This is a genomic window from Tritonibacter horizontis (assembly GCF_001518015.1).
Lineage (GTDB): Bacteria > Pseudomonadota > Alphaproteobacteria > Rhodobacterales > Rhodobacteraceae > Epibacterium > Epibacterium horizontis.
In genome coordinates this window covers 47,222-60,893 of sequence record NZ_LPUY01000060.1, presented here as the reverse complement: position 1 = coordinate 60,893, position 13,672 = coordinate 47,222, and the positions used below count along the sequence as shown (strand labels likewise).

At 59.9% G+C, this 13,672-nt stretch carries 12 protein-coding genes and 3 pseudogenes; 10 read left to right on the top strand and 5 right to left on the bottom strand.

Features of this window, described 5'->3' with window-relative positions:
- Window positions 1–34: 34 nt before the first annotated feature.
- Together TRIHO_RS23265 and TRIHO_RS10145 are read right to left on the bottom strand one after the other, a co-directional pair.
- Window positions 35–202 (bottom strand): annotated as a pseudogene (locus TRIHO_RS23265) (Tn3 family transposase); the annotation flags it as partial.
- Window positions 203–264: 62 nt separating this feature from the next.
- Window positions 265–1,148 (bottom strand): annotated as a pseudogene (locus TRIHO_RS10145) (IS3 family transposase); the annotation flags it as partial.
- Between the two features lie 66 nt (window positions 1,149–1,214).
- Here TRIHO_RS10145 and TRIHO_RS10140 point away from each other — a divergent pair.
- A complete protein-coding gene (locus TRIHO_RS10140; RefSeq protein WP_068242742.1) occupies window positions 1,215–2,327 on the top strand; it encodes an IS110 family RNA-guided transposase in 1,113 nt (370 codons plus the stop codon).
- 256 nt (window positions 2,328–2,583) lie between these two features.
- On the opposite strand, the pseudogene TRIHO_RS10135 reads toward TRIHO_RS10140, so the two are convergent.
- Window positions 2,584–2,880, bottom strand: a pseudogene (locus tag TRIHO_RS10135) (transposase); the annotation flags it as partial.
- A gap of 112 nt (window positions 2,881–2,992) precedes the next feature.
- Between TRIHO_RS10135 and TRIHO_RS10130 the strand changes: the two are divergent.
- On the top strand, window positions 2,993–4,150 hold the full coding sequence (locus TRIHO_RS10130) for an acyl-CoA dehydrogenase family protein (RefSeq protein ID WP_082705101.1): 1,158 nt from the start codon (window positions 2,993–2,995) through the stop codon (window positions 4,148–4,150).
- Between the two features lie 18 nt (window positions 4,151–4,168).
- On the opposite strand, the gene TRIHO_RS10125 is transcribed toward TRIHO_RS10130, so the two are convergent.
- Window positions 4,169–5,335 (bottom strand): CaiB/BaiF CoA transferase family protein, encoded by a 1,167-nt coding sequence (locus tag TRIHO_RS10125; protein WP_068242736.1) that lies wholly within the window; start codon window positions 5,333–5,335, stop codon window positions 4,169–4,171.
- Window positions 5,332–6,498, bottom strand: coding sequence for a CaiB/BaiF CoA transferase family protein (locus TRIHO_RS10120; protein ID WP_068242732.1), 1,167 nt, complete (start codon window positions 6,496–6,498; stop codon window positions 5,332–5,334). The genes TRIHO_RS10125 and TRIHO_RS10120 overlap by 4 nt, the downstream gene beginning before the upstream one ends.
- A 96-nt stretch (window positions 6,499–6,594) precedes the next feature.
- Between TRIHO_RS10120 and TRIHO_RS10115 the strand changes: the two genes are divergently transcribed.
- The 8 genes from TRIHO_RS10115 to TRIHO_RS10080 all read left to right on the top strand — a co-directional run bounded on the left by TRIHO_RS10115 (window position 6,595) and on the right by TRIHO_RS10080 (window position 13,652).
- Window positions 6,595–6,978 (top strand): Zn-ribbon domain-containing OB-fold protein, encoded by a 384-nt coding sequence (locus TRIHO_RS10115; protein ID WP_047998064.1) that lies wholly within the window; start codon window positions 6,595–6,597, stop codon window positions 6,976–6,978.
- Window positions 6,979–6,981: 3 nt separating this feature from the next.
- Window positions 6,982–8,133 (top strand): thiolase, encoded by a 1,152-nt coding sequence (locus TRIHO_RS10110; RefSeq protein WP_068242729.1) that lies wholly within the window; start codon window positions 6,982–6,984, stop codon window positions 8,131–8,133.
- Window positions 8,134–8,156: 23 nt separating this feature from the next.
- Window positions 8,157–9,014: a MaoC/PaaZ C-terminal domain-containing protein gene (locus tag TRIHO_RS10105; RefSeq protein WP_207498667.1), complete on the top strand. Its 858-nt coding sequence runs from the start codon at window positions 8,157–8,159 to the stop codon at window positions 9,012–9,014.
- A gap of 10 nt (window positions 9,015–9,024) precedes the next feature.
- Window positions 9,025–10,161 (top strand): CaiB/BaiF CoA transferase family protein, encoded by a 1,137-nt coding sequence (locus TRIHO_RS10100; protein WP_068242726.1) that lies wholly within the window; start codon window positions 9,025–9,027, stop codon window positions 10,159–10,161.
- Between the two features lie 66 nt (window positions 10,162–10,227).
- Window positions 10,228–10,947, top strand: a complete 720-nt coding sequence (locus TRIHO_RS10095) for a transglutaminase-like domain-containing protein (protein WP_068242723.1) — start codon at window positions 10,228–10,230, stop codon at window positions 10,945–10,947.
- The gene (locus tag TRIHO_RS10090; RefSeq protein WP_068242720.1) at window positions 10,944–11,393 is read left to right on the top strand and encodes a MaoC family dehydratase; all 450 of its coding nucleotides are present in this window, start codon (window positions 10,944–10,946) and stop codon (window positions 11,391–11,393) included. Before TRIHO_RS10095 ends, TRIHO_RS10090 begins: the two co-directional genes overlap by 4 nt.
- 1 nt (window position 11,394) lies before the next feature.
- Entirely contained in the window at window positions 11,395–12,504 is a 1,110-nt protein-coding gene (locus tag TRIHO_RS10085) for an acyl-CoA dehydrogenase family protein (protein ID WP_232367763.1), read from the top strand.
- Window positions 12,501–13,652: an acyl-CoA dehydrogenase family protein gene (locus TRIHO_RS10080; RefSeq protein WP_068242714.1), complete on the top strand. Its 1,152-nt coding sequence runs from the start codon at window positions 12,501–12,503 to the stop codon at window positions 13,650–13,652. The genes TRIHO_RS10085 and TRIHO_RS10080 overlap by 4 nt, the downstream gene beginning before the upstream one ends.
- Window positions 13,653–13,672: the final 20 nt, after the last annotated feature.

Sequence of the window (13,672 nt, the reverse complement as noted above, 5' to 3'; positions counted from 1 at the left end):
GGAGAGTGCAGAATCCTACGCTAAGGCCGTTTGGTCATCTTTTGGGCCACCTGTATTCGCCGGTGAGAAGGATGTGCGCCCACCCGAGGGGTGAGATATGCGCCAGAAGGTTTGCTGAGCAGTCCAAACCATCACTGTGGCGACTATCGACAGCGTGACCGAGATGTTTGGTGTTCCAGTAAATGATGATGGCGGCGAGGAGGAGAGGTGGCTCGGTTTGTCTGAACAGTTTGGAGCCGTTTTCTAAGTGGATCTTCCGCTCAGTTATGCCGCGACCGGGATTGGCCTGGGCGGGTTGAGATATGCCTGATCGGGTGTTTGCCCGTCCAGAGATGAATGCGGTCTACGGGTGTTGTAGAAGGCGATGTATCGAGCGATGCCCAAGCGGGCGGCCGAGACGCTGTCATAGGCGTGCAGGCACACCTCTTCGTATTTGATCGTCCGCCATAGCCGCTCGACGAAGACATTGTCGCGCCAAGCGCCTTTTCCATCCATGCTGATCTGTATCTCGGCAGCCTTCAGCGCTTTGATGAAGTCGATGGACGTGAACTGGCTGCCCTGTCCGTATTCATGATCTCCGGCTTGCCGTATCTGGCCATCGCCTCTTTCAGAGCATCGAGGCATGGCTCTGTCTCGAGCGTGACCGAGAGCCGCCACGCCAGCACCTTGCGGCTAAACCAGTCCAGGACCGCCGTCAGATAGACGAAGCCTCGAGCCATGGGGATATAGGTGATGTCCATCGCCCAGACCTGGTTGGGCCGGGTCACCGCGAGCTTTCGGAGAAGGTATGGATAGATCTTGTGACCGGGTGCCGGTTTCGAAGTGTTCGGCTTCCGATACAAGGCTTCGATGCCCATCTGCTTCATCAGTGTGGCGACATGGAGCCGACCGGCGCTGAATCCTTCCTGCCGAAGCAGGCCTTTCATCATTCGGCTGCCCGCGAAGGGAAACTCCATGTGCAACTTGTCGATCCGGCGCATCAGCCGCAGATCGTCCTCGCTAACCGGGCGAGGCTCGTAGTAGAGGCTGCCCCGGCTGATCCCGAGAAGCTCGGCCTGCCGGGTCAAGCTCAGCTTGTGGTTTCGATCCGTCATTTCTTTGCGCTCGGCAACAGACCGGCCTTGGCGAGCGCTCCCTCTAAAAAGATCCTATGAGGGCGGAACGCGCTGTTTGGTTAGCCTGTCCGCATCTACTTTTTTGCGGGAGACCAATTCATGGACCATGACCATACTATCGAACCGAAGACATTTGTCGCGATTGAACTGAGCAAGCGCAGCTGGGTTATCGGTGTCGCCAGGCCTGATCGAGACAAGCCTTCCATCTATCGGCTGACCGGTGGCGATACGTCGGGTTTGCTCGCCCGACTACGAAGAACTTCAGATGCCAAGGATATGGTTCTCTGTTTCGAGGCTGGTCATGACGGGTTCTGGCTGGCGCGGTTCCTACAGGCAGAAGGCTATGATGTCCGCGTCCTTGATCCGGCAAGTCTGCAGGTCAATCGCCGGGCCAGGCGGGTCAAGACGGATCGCATTGACGCCTTGGCGATGCTTCGCGCGTTGGCCGCTTTCTATCGGGGTGAAAGACACGTCTGTGCGCAGGTTCGCGTTTTGACCGTTGAAGAAGAGGACGCCCGGCGATCGCATCGCGAGCGCGATAGGCTCATTCACGAGCGAACGGCACACGTGAACCGTATCAAGGGTCTCCTGTTCGCCCAAGGCATTCGGAATGTGGAGCCCCGCTTGCGCCGGACGCGCATAGATTTCAATGAACTCAGAACGGCGGAAGGGCTCCCGATACCACCGCGGCTACGGGCGGAACTGGAAAGAGAATATGCGCGATTGGTCATGGTCGAGGACCAGTTACGCCTGGTGGAGAAAGAGCGGGACACGGCTGATGCGCAGTCGCCTGCCATCGAGCAGAAACGGCTCGATCTTTGTCGGCTGCAGGGCATTGGCGGAGCGGCTTCTGCTATACTTGCTCGCGAGATTTTTGCCCGATCATTCTCGTCGCGACGGCACCTCGCATCGTATCTGGGGCTGACGCCAAGCGCTTATGACAGTGGCACCGTGATCAAGTGCCAAGGCATCTCCAAGGCGGGTAACTCCTGGGCGCGACGCATCTTGATCGAGATCGCATGGCTGTGGCTGAAGTATCAGCCGCATACGACCTTGGCGCGCTGGTACATTCAGCGGACGCAGGGCCAGGGAGCGCGCATCCGCAGGATCATGCTGATCGCTTTGGCGCGTAAATTGGCAATCGCCTTGTGGCGGTATGTGGAAACCGGCGCCTTGCCTGAGGGCGCAAGACTGTCGGCCAAGGCAACCTGATCAACTTCAGAGCTTCAGGTCTCCGGCCAGAGACCTGAGGGCGGGATGACGGGCGTCGTGTCAACGATTGGCGTATCCTTCGAGCGCCGGCAAAAAGTGTGAACCCGTCCCCGATCCGTTCGTGTGAATGCAAGATTGTGGTCAGCCGTCATGGAGCTACCGGATATAAGGGGATGCGGGCGACCCCGCATGATCTTCACGCAGCAATCGATCCGCCCGGAACCGAGACATGGAAACGCTGAGCAAAAGCGCAGCGACCGGCATCTGCGCGCCTGTTGACAAAACTTTCCTCATATAAATCGTTCTCCAATGTCAGTTGGCCGATCTTCGCGTGCAGGGAGGTGATGTCGATCTCTGGCTCCTTGCTCTTCGGCTTGTCATCGAACACATCGGCAACGCCTTCTAGCAACTGGTCCTTCCACTGCTTGATCTGGTTCGGATGCAGGTCGAACTGCGTCGCCAGCTCGCTCATCGTCTTGTCGCCTTTCAGTGCCGCCAATGCGACCTTCGCCTTGAACGCGGCGCTGTGGTTTCTTCTCGGACGTCTTGCCATCTTTCGCTCCTTCTTCCCGGCATCGCTGCCGGATCGGGAGCGGAAAATCCACCTAACTCACCCGTTCAGATTTCCCGAACCATCTCTACCAACCTTAAGAATGGACTCCAATTTGTCTCTGATCACGAATAGTTCGGCCTGGGCTTCGGAAGAACACAAGATGTTCGCGAATAGCACACGCAAGCTTTTTGATGCCGAAATGGCTCCAAACATTGAAAAATGGGCGGAGCAGGGCATTGTCGACCGAGACTTCTGGAAAACAGTCGGTCAACAGGGTGTCATGGGCGGCTCGATTTCCGAAGAATATGGCGGGTTCGGTGGCGGCATCGGGTTCGATGCGATTACCGTTTATGAGCAGGGACGCACCGGTGATACGGGTTGGGGCTATGGCATCCAGTCCATCGTAATCCACTATATCTACGCCTATGGCAGCGAAGAACAAAAGAAAAAGTGGTTGCCGAAGCTAGTCAGCGGCGACAGTGTCGCGGCCATCGCGATGACCGAGCCGGGAACGGGCTCTGACCTCCAGAACGTCCAGACCCATGCGGAAAAGGATGGCAACCATTACAAGATCAACGGCTCGAAGATCTTTATCACCAACGGACATACAGCCGATCTGGTAGTCGTCGTGGCAAAGACCGACCGCAGCGCTGGCGCAAAGGGCGTTTCGCTGATCGTTCTGGAAACCGAGGACGCCGTAGGGTTTCGTAGGGGACGGAACCTGAAGAAGTTGGGCATGAAGGGATCGGATACGGCCGAGCTGTTCTTCGAGGATGTGCGCGTGCCGACGGCGAACCTGCTTGGCCCAGAAGAGGGGCAGGGTTTCTACCAGTTGATGAAGCAGCTGCCATGGGAGCGGCTGATGATCGGCGTTACCGCGCTTGGGTTCATTGACTTTGCCATCGCTGAAACTGTGAAATATGTTCAGGACCGCAAAGCATTCGGCAAGCGGATCATGGATTTCCAGAACACACGCTTCAAATTGGCGGAATGCAAGACCAAGGCCGAATTGCTGCGCTCCTTCGTCAATGACGGGCTCGCGCGTCTCGAAACCGGCGAACTTGATGCGGCCACGGCCTCGATGGCGAAATGGTGGGGCAGCCAAATGCAAAACGAGGTCATGCATGAATGCCTTCAACTGCACGGCGGTTATGGCTTCATGATGGAATACCCGATCGCGCGCCTTTATGCCGACAGCCGGGTCCAGATGATCTATGGCGGCACCAACGAAATAATGAAGGAACTGATCGCACGTTCGCTGGATGTTTGATCCGTCCGGTGCAGGGGGTTATTTTTCACCCGGCCCGAATATCTCTTCGTCGTGCTCCCCCAGCCGGGGGGCAGGGCGGTGGTCATGTCGCGCCGGTGTCGCCGAGAACCGGATCGGCGGGCGTGTCGTCCAGATGGCACCTTCGCTCGGGTGATCCATCTGCTGAAAAAACCCGGTCGCGACAAGGTGGGGGTCGTTCGGCAAATCCGACAGGTTATTCACCGGCATGGCGGGGATGTCGGCGTCCTCCATCAGGGCAAGCCAGTCATCCGTTGTCCGGGTCAACGCAATCTGCGCCACCATGTCGTAGACCGCGCCGATGTTGCGGCTGCGCGCATCCATGTCAGTGACCCAAACGTGGTCGATCATCTCATCGCGTCCGACCGCCTTGAAGAAGCGCGCCCACTGCACGTTGGTGTAGGGCAGAATTGTGATATAGCCGTCCGCCGTCCGAACCGGGCGCCTGTGCGGAACCAGCATCCTTGCATAGCCGAAATCCTTCGGGCTTTCTTCGAAGGTGGCGCCATCCAAATGTTCGACCATTAGAAACGATGCCAGGGTCTCGAACATCGGGACTTCGACATGCTGGGCTTCACCCGTGTGCTCGCGGTGGAACAGGGCCGCCATGACGGCATAAGCGGCTGTCACGCCACCAAGCTTGTCGGCGAGGATCGTCGGAGCATAAGCAGGCGGAGCCTTGGGGTCGCGCAATGTTGCCAAGCTGGCCAGGCCCGAAACCGACTGGACGGAATCGTCAAACGCGGGCTTGGCGGCATAGGGCCCGTCCTGCCCGAACCCAGTGACAGATACCGTGATCAGGTTTGGGTTTTCGTGGCGCAGGGTTTGGGGATCAAGCGACAGGCGCGCAAGCGCCGCGGGCCGGATGCTTGAAATCATTACATCGGCATCGGAGAGCAGTTTGCGCAGCCGGTCGCGGCCGGATTGCGTTTTCAGGTCGAGCACAACGCTGCGCTTGTTGCGGTTGGTCGCCAGAAAGGCGGCCCCCATCAGCTTGTTGCGGGACGGCTGGACCTGGCGCAAAAGATCTCCCTCGGGGCCTTCCACCTTGATCACATCGGCCCCCAGATCGCCCAGCATTTGCGTGGCCAAAGGACCGAAAACCACAGAAGTAAGATCGACAATCTTCACGCCATCAAGGATCGCGGGTTTCTGCGCAGCGGTCATTTATGCGTGTATCCTGTTCTATGACGAGGGTCGAACTCGGCGCGGATGGCTTTGCCGTCCGCGTCAAAAGCAGGGCAAGGGCCAAGTGTCGTCTCTCCGGCGCTGCGCCGGATCGGGGGCGCAGGGACGTTGATTTCGCCAGAGGGCGTGCTGATGACGGACCGGTCGAGCTGGGGGTGGTCGGACAGGGAGGCCACGTCGTTGACTGCCGCGAATGCAATGCCCGCAGCATCGAGCCTCTTCAGCATCTCGACGCGGTCATGCGAGGCGAACACGGTCTTGATGAGCGCTTCGAGCGCGGGCTTGTTGTCAATTCGCGCCGTGTTGTCATGAAACCGGGGGTCGGCTGCCAGAGTTGCATCGCCCAGTATGTGTTCACAGAACCGTTGCCATTCGCCGCTGTGCTGCACGGTAATGACGACAAGCTGACCGTCCTTGCACTCATAGGCGCCGTAGGGGCAGATCACCGTGTGGTTCAGACCGACGCGGGGCGTCGGTTTGCCAAGATAGTCGTGATAGAGCAGCGGAACCGACATCCAGTCGGCCATCACGTCGAACATGGCCACCGAAACGCCGCTACCTTTGCCGGTGCGCTCACGCCCGATCAGCGCTTCGCAGATCCCGGCATGGGCTGTCATGCCCGTGGCGATGTCGCAGACCGACACGCCAACCCGCCCCGGCCCGTCCGGCGTGCCGGTCACCGATGCCAGGCCGCTTTCGCATTGCACCAGAAGGTCATAGGCCTTGGCGTTGCGCATCGGGCCGTCTTCGCCGTATCCGGTGATGTCGCAAGTCACGAGACGCGGGAACCTCTCTCGCAGACTCGCGGAATCCAGACCCAGCTTTGCCAGGGCGCCCGGCAAAAGATTTTGAATGAACACATCCGCGTTTTCCAGCATTTTCAGCAGGATATCGCGATCTTCTGCTGCTTTGATATCCAGTGCGACCGATTCCTTGCCCCGGTTTAGCCATGTAAAATAGGCGCCTTCGCCGTTGGCGGCAGTATCATAGGCGCGCGCGAAATCGCCCACGCCCTTGCGTTCGACCTTGATCACCCGCGCACCGGCATCGGCAAGCCGCGAAGAGCAAAAGGGCGCCGCCACCGCCTGTTCGAGCGCGATGACGAGCTTGCCGGAAAGGGGGGCTGAACTTGAATCTGACATGGCGTTCTCTCAAGTGAACCTATGGGATTGACAAAATCTAACAGCTGTTAGAAATATTATCAATACGATTAACCAGGAATGGACCATTTGAGGAGAATGCCGGTGCCGGACGCCACAGGACCAGACCAGATATTCCAACGCGCGCTGACAAACGGGGAGATCATGCTGCCCAGGTGCGATGATTGCGGAGCCTATCATTTCTTTCCAAGGGTCCTGTGTCCGCACTGCCATGGGACCGCGATCTCTTGGCATCCCGCCAGCGGCAAGGGCCGGGTCCACACCACCACTGTCGTGCGTCAGAAGCCCGAGCGCGGCGGCGACTATAACGTGTGCGTGGTGGAACTGGAGGAAGGCGTTCGTATGATGAGCCGGGTCGAGGGCATTGCCCCCGGTGACATTGTCATCGACATGGCCGTGACCGCCTTCGTGGGCGGGGCCGAGGGCCAACCGGCCGTGTTGTTCAAACCGGCGGAGGTATAGGCCATGACCACCAAACTTCGGGGAAAATCCGCCATTGTGGGAACCGGGCACGCGGGTTTCGGCGAGGCGCATGGGCTGACGGCCTATGATGTCATGGCGCAATCCGCGCTTGCGGCACTTGGCGATGCGGGGCTGAAGCTGTCCGATGTGGACGGTCTGCTCTGCACCATGATGGAAGACAGCATGCCTGCCCTTATGGCGGCCGAATATCTGGGCATTCAGCCCAGGTTCATCGACGGCACCATGACGGGCGGGTCGTCCTTCGTGAATTACCTGACCTCCGCCACAATGGCGCTGGAGGCTGGCCTGTGTGATGTGGCGCTGATTGTTTATGGCTCCAACCAGCGCACCGCGTCGGGCAGGCTGGTGACGGCCTCGCGCCCGCCCGCCTATGAGGCGCCCTATAATCCGCGATATCCGATTTCCGCCTATGCGATGGCGGCGGCACGGCACATGCATGAATTTGGCACCACCCGCGAACAGCTGGCCGATGTGGCCGTGGCCGCGCGGGCCTGGGCGCAGCACAACCCCGAGGCATTCGAGCGCGGCCCGCTCAGCCGCGCGGATGTTTTGGGCGCGCGTATGGTGGGCGATCCGTTGACTGTGCGCGATTGTTGTCTTGTCACCGATGGCGGCGGGGCGATCGTGATGGTTCGCGCCGACCGTGCCAGGGACTTCCCTAAGGCCCCGGTTTACGTTTTGGGCAGCGCGGCGGAAAGCTCGCACCGGCAAATATCGCAGATGAAGGATTTCACCGTGACCGCCGCCCGCGAGTCGGGCGCACGCGCCTTTGCCGCGGCGGGCGTGTCGCCTTCGGACATTCAGGCGGTCGAGCTTTACGATGCGTTCACTATCAATACGATCCTATTTCTGGAAGATCTCGGCTTTTGTGCCAAGGGCGAGGGCGGTGCCTTTGTCGAGGGCGGGCGCATCGCGCCGGGCGGGGTCTTGCCGGTGAATACCAATGGCGGGGGTTTGTCCTGTGTGCATCCCGGCATGTATGGCATTTTCACCGTGATCGAGGCGGCGCGGCAGATCCGTGGTGATGCTCCCGGCATTCAGTTGAAGGATGTCGACCTGGCGCTGGCGCATGGGAACGGCGGTGTGCTGTCCAGTCAGGTCACGGCAATCTTGGGTTCGCAAAACACGCTCTGACAGCGATCGACGGAGGAAAGATCATGCCATTGGATTTGGACGCGCTATCAAACTGGGACTTCGAAGAGATCGAGCAGACGCTGACCGAGCGGGATACGATCCTTTATGCGCTCGGCCTCGGGTTCGGCGAGGATCCGACCGACAGGAAAGAGTTGGCCTTCGTCTATGAAGATGGGCTGAGGGCCGTTCCTTCGATGGCGGTCACGATGGGGTATCCGGGCTTCTGGCTGCGCAACCCCAAGACCGGCGTGAACTGGCAGAAGGTGCTGCATGGTGAACAATGGCTAGACATCTACAAGCCGCTGCCGGTGAAGGGCAACATCATCGGCCGCAGCCGGATCGACTTTATTTCCGACAAGGGCGAGGGCAAGGGTGCCGTCATCTACCAGAGTCGCGAAATCATTGACGCGGAAACCGGCGACAAGCTGGCTCGCGTGGCGATGTCGGCCTTCTGCCGCGGCGATGGCGGGTTCGGTGGCGAAAACAGGCCCGGCCCGGCCCCGACGGCTTTGCCCGACCGCGCGCCCGATCATGTCTGCGATATCGAAACACTGCCGCGCCAGGCGCTGGTTTACCGCCTGAGCGGTGACATGAACCCGCTTCATGCCGACCCGGATGTGGCGCGTTCGGTCGGGTTCGACCGCCCGATCCTGCACGGCCTTGCGACCTATGGTCTGGCGGCGCGGGCGATCCTCAAATCGCTGCTCGATTATGACGCCGCCCGGCTTGTCGGGCTGGACGTGCGGTTTTCCGCCCCGGTCTATCCCGGCGAGACCGTGCGGTTTGAGATCTGGGAAGAGGGTGGCGAGGCCCGGTTCCGCGCTTCGATCCCGGCCCGCGACGTGGTGGTTCTAAACAACGGGGCTGCGCGTTTCGCGTGAGGGAGGGACGATGACACAGCCGCTCAAGGACATCCTGGTGCTGGATTTCAGTACCCTTCTTCCCGGCCCGATGGCCACGCTCATGTTATCCGAAGCCGGGGCCGAGGTTATCAAGTTCGAGCGTCCGGGCACGGGTGAGGACGCACGCCTGACCGCGCCGAAAATAGACGGGGAGAGCATTGGCTTCGCTGTTTTGAATCACGGCAAGCGGTCGGTGGCAATCGACCTCAAGTCAAAGGGCGCAATGAATGTTCTGCGCCCTTTGCTTGAAAAGGCCGATGTTCTGGTAGAGCAATTTCGCCCCGGAGTGATGGACCGGCTCGGTCTGGGATACGAGGCCGTGCGCGAGATCAATCCCGGTCTCATCTATTGTTCGATCACCGGCTATGGACAGACCGGCCCGAAGGCTTCGACTGCCGGGCATGATCTCAATTATGTGGGCGATTCGGGGATTCTGTCACTGAGCCGTGGTCCGGATGCCCAGCCAACCATACCCTTCGGGCTGGTCGCTGATATCGGGGGCGGAACCTATCCGGCGGTGGTGAATATCCTGCTGGCCCTGATTGCGCGGCAGGCAAGTGGTCAGGGGACGCATCTGGATATCGCCATGTCCGAGGGGGCGTTTGCCTTTGCCTACTGGGCCCATGCCGAAGCTGTGATCGCCGGGCAGAACATCGAGAGCGGCCACAGCCGCCTGACAGGCGGTCTGGCCCGGTATCGGCTGTATACGGCTGCGGATGGACGTCAGATTGCCGTTGGCGCGTTGGAAGAAAAGTTCTGGCAGTCGTTCTGCGATGTCATCGGCCTGCCGCAGGAGCTTCGTGATGACTGGTCCGACCCCAATGCCAGTGTTGCGGAAGTGACGCGCCGTCTGGGCGACCAGCCCTCGACCCATTGGGAGTCTTTGCTGGCCGCGGCGGACTGTTGTTGTTCCGTCGTGAAAACGCCCGCCGAAGCTGCGGCCGATCCGCATTTCATCGCACGCGGCGTATTCGAGCGAAAGCTGAACATTTCCGGTCGGGAGGTACCGGCGCTGCCGCTGCCAATTGCTCCGGAATTCCGATCTGCGGCAGGTTCGGCCGGACGTGCTGCGGCCTTGGGGGAAGATAATACCCGCTTTGCCCAGAACTTGCGAAAGACAGAATAAATCTCATTGACCCGCAGGTTTCCGGATTGTAATCTAACACTTGTTAGAAAAAGATGGAGAGGTCCATTGGCCCAACCCCACGACGACCTGCCGGCGGAGGCCGAGCGCTATGTCATGCCGTCGCACTTTGTTGAAAGCGACAGCCTCGAAGTGCAGGGCTTCGTCACATCGGCTTTGCGCAATCTTCCTGTGGGCGCGACCAAACGAGACAAGGCGATCCGCTTGTTCGAGGCGGTTCGCGACGACATCCGTTACGACCCGTATTGTTTTGCGCTGGATGAAGATTCCTATCGTGCCAGCCGGATCGCCGGGGTGAAGGCAGCGTACTGCGTCCCCAAGGCAATCCTGCTTGCGGCCTGTCTGCGCGCCGTCGGTATCCCCGCCGCTTTGGGGTTCGCAGATGTGCGCAACCACCTGAATACACCCAAGCTGCAGGAGCTGATGGGGACCGATCTCTTTATCTATCACGGCTACGTTCAACTGTGGCTGGGTGGTGAACCTTACAAGGTAACACCCGCTTTCAACACAGAGATGTGTGAAAGATTCGGGGTCAAGCCTCTGGTCTTTGACGGCTATCATGACGCTCTTTTCCACGAGTTCGACGAACAGGACCAGCGCCACATGGAGTATGTGAACGACCGGGGTCTTTATGTCGATGCGCCGATAGGTGAGTTCCTGAAGGCCTTCACGGAAACTTATCCGAAACTGGAGGAGTTCAACCGCGTTCGGATTTCCAGAGATTCGAGCGGGTATGATTCCGCTTTTGCAGCGGAGCCGGCGACGTGAAGTATTTGGAAGATTTCGCACCTGGCCAGGTGTTTCACTTTCGCAGCGCCCCGATGAGCGCACAGTCCATAAAGGCGTTTGCCCAGGAGTGGGACCCGCAACGGCTGCACACCGACGAAGACTATGCGACCGCGATACATGGCAGCCTGATCGCCTCGGGATTTCAGACCGTGCTTGAGGTGTTCAAACCTGTCGTGACGGATTTGATGACCGGCATGGCGAACATAGGCGGTATGGGCTTTGACAATCTGCGCTGGCTGCTGCCTGTCCGCCCGGATGAACCCCTCGATATCGAAATGACGATCAACTCGGTCACGCCGTCCAAAAGCAAGCCCGACCGAGGTGTTTTGCACTATACGCTCAGCGCCAGGAACCCCAAGGGCGAGGTCGTTCTTTCGGCTGACGTCCCATTGATGATGAAGCGAAAACGAAATGACACAGACTGATATGCTTTCCAGCGACCAGGAAGACCTTCGCCTGCTGCGCGAGAGCGCACGCACCCTGTTTGAACGGGCTGGCGGAAGTGGAAGGGCCAGAAAACTGCGTGACGCCAGTGGCGGCTGGGATTCGGACATGATCGGTGAACTGGCTGGGGCCGGCGTTTTCGGCGTGACGGTGCCCGAAGCAAATGGCGGGCTTGGAATGGGCCTGGCCGCCGGTGGCGTCATCGCCGAGGAAGTCGGCCGCGTGATTGCCCCAGAACCGGTGGTGTTGACGATCGGGCTGAGCCTCGGCCTTCTGCGTCGCCTTCGCCCGGATCATCCGAAGATGGAGCAGCTCATCAACGGCGAAACCACCTTGGCGGTGGCCTGGCAGGAACGCGGCCCGGGCGGAGCGCCCGCTGATGCGACATGCCGCTACGCAGACGGAAAACTGACCGGCAGCAAGGCTTGGGTTGTAGGCGCGGCCGGGTCGCATGGATTCCTTGTTGTAGCCGGGGGGCAAAATGGTCCGGTTCTCGTCCTGACCGAGGCCACCGCAGACGGACTTTCCGTCGACAAGCGCGTGCAGGCCGACGGCAGTTCGCTGGGCGAGCTTTCGTTTTCCGGAACTCCGGCAGAGCAACTGGCTGAGGGTTCCGCGGTCCAGGATGCGCTCGCCGAGGCGATCAGCGATGTAACGGCCCTGGCCGCGGCCGAGCTTGTCGGCCTGAGTGATCGCGCATTTGAGATTACTCTGGACTACATCAAAACCCGCGAGCAATTCGACAAGCCCATCGGGTCGTTCCAGGTCATTCAGCACCGCGCCGTGGATCTGAATGTCATGCTTGAGGTTGCACAAGCGTGCGTTCGCGAAGTTCTGGCCCAGATGGATTGCGAAACGGTTCCGAAGATCCGCGCGCGGCTGGCAAGCCGTGCCAAGGCGCGCGCTGTCACGGCCGCAAAGAAGATCACGCGCGACGCGATTCAGCTGCACGGGGCGGTCGGCTATACTGACGAGTTTGACATCGGGCTTTATCTGAACCGGGCGCTGGTGCTGTCGGCCTGGTTGGGCGACGACGTATATCACAGGCGGATTTGGCTCGACGCGCGCGAAGAAGAGGGAGTCGCACAATGACCGACTGGAACGCTATGAGCGATGCAGAGTTCCGAAAAGAGGTGCACCAGTTCTTCGAGACGGAATACCCCGAAGAACTGCGCCATCTGCCACACCGCCCGAAATTCGCCGAGATCGAACATTGGCATCGCAAGCTGCACACCAAGGGATGGGTTGCGCCGGCCTGGCCCGCGGAATACGGCGGCATGGGGCTGAACGCCGCCAAGCTGCTGATCTTCTACGAAGAGCAGCAGCGCGGGGGTGTCAACCGTGGCCGAGACATGGGTGTGCAGATGGTCGGCCCCCTGATCATCAAGTTTGGCACTCAGAAACAAAAAGACTATTGGCTGCCACGTATTTTGAGCTGCGAAGACATCTGGTGCCAGGGCTACTCCGAGCCCGGCGCCGGGTCCGATCTGGCCAACCTGCGCACGCGTGCCGAGATTGACGGCGACGATTTCGTCATCAATGGCCAGAAGATCTGGACCACGATGGCGCATGATGCCTCGCACATCTTCATGCTGGTTCGGACCGATCCGAACGCGCCGAAGAAGCAGCAGGGCATCAGCTTCCTGCTCGCTCCGATGGATCAGCCCGGTGTCGACGTGCGCACGATCACAACCCTGTCGGGTGAGACGGAGTTTTGCGAAGTCTTCTTCGACAATGCCCGTACCCCCCGCGAGAACCTCGTGGGCGAGTTGAACAAGGGTTGGAGCATGGCCAAGGCGCTCCTGAGCTTCGAGCGCATCTTCATCGGCTCGCCAAGCCTGGCCCAGAACGCGTTGGGGCAGCTTGAAAGTTTCGCCCGAGGCCGTGGCGCGTACGACGATCCGGTTTTTCGCGACCGTTTTGCCCAGGCCGCGCTCGATGTCGAAGATCACGCGGCGCTTTATGCCCGTTTTGCGGACCAACTGAAGCGTGGCGAGACGCTGGGCGCCGATGTCTCGATGCTCAAGATCTGGGTGACCGAGTGCTTTCAGCGCATCACCGAACTGATGATCGAGGCCGCCGGCCCCGATGGCGGCACCGTCGGCCCGCTTCAGGTCGGCAATGTAAGTGTCGATGTCCTTGCGAGCTTCTACAAGGCCAGACCGACGACGATTTACGGCGGATCGAACGAAATCCAACGAAACATCCTGTCCAAGGCCGTCCTCGGATTGCCTGACTGAACCCATACCCTGAGGAGGAA

Excerpts from the sequence above, each read along its gene's own strand:
- TRIHO_RS10115 (WP_047998064.1), top strand. The coding sequence starts at position 6,595 with ATGCCGGTGCCGGACGCCACAGGACCAGACCAGATATTCCAACGCGCG.
- TRIHO_RS10140 (WP_068242742.1), top strand. The coding sequence starts at position 1,215 with ATGGACCATGACCATACTATCGAACCGAAGACATTTGTCGCGATTGAA.
- TRIHO_RS10085 (WP_232367763.1), top strand. The coding sequence starts at position 11,395 with ATGCTTTCCAGCGACCAGGAAGACCTTCGCCTGCTGCGCGAGAGCGCA.
- TRIHO_RS10100 (WP_068242726.1), top strand. The coding sequence starts at position 9,025 with ATGACACAGCCGCTCAAGGACATCCTGGTGCTGGATTTCAGTACCCTT.
- TRIHO_RS10110 (WP_068242729.1), top strand. The coding sequence starts at position 6,982 with ATGACCACCAAACTTCGGGGAAAATCCGCCATTGTGGGAACCGGGCAC.
- TRIHO_RS10105 (WP_207498667.1), top strand. The coding sequence starts at position 8,157 with ATGCCATTGGATTTGGACGCGCTATCAAACTGGGACTTCGAAGAGATC.
- TRIHO_RS10080 (WP_068242714.1), top strand. The coding sequence starts at position 12,501 with ATGACCGACTGGAACGCTATGAGCGATGCAGAGTTCCGAAAAGAGGTG.
- TRIHO_RS10125 (WP_068242736.1), bottom strand. The coding sequence starts at position 5,335 with ATGACCGCTGCGCAGAAACCCGCGATCCTTGATGGCGTGAAGATTGTC.
- TRIHO_RS10120 (WP_068242732.1), bottom strand. The coding sequence starts at position 6,498 with ATGTCAGATTCAAGTTCAGCCCCCCTTTCCGGCAAGCTCGTCATCGCG.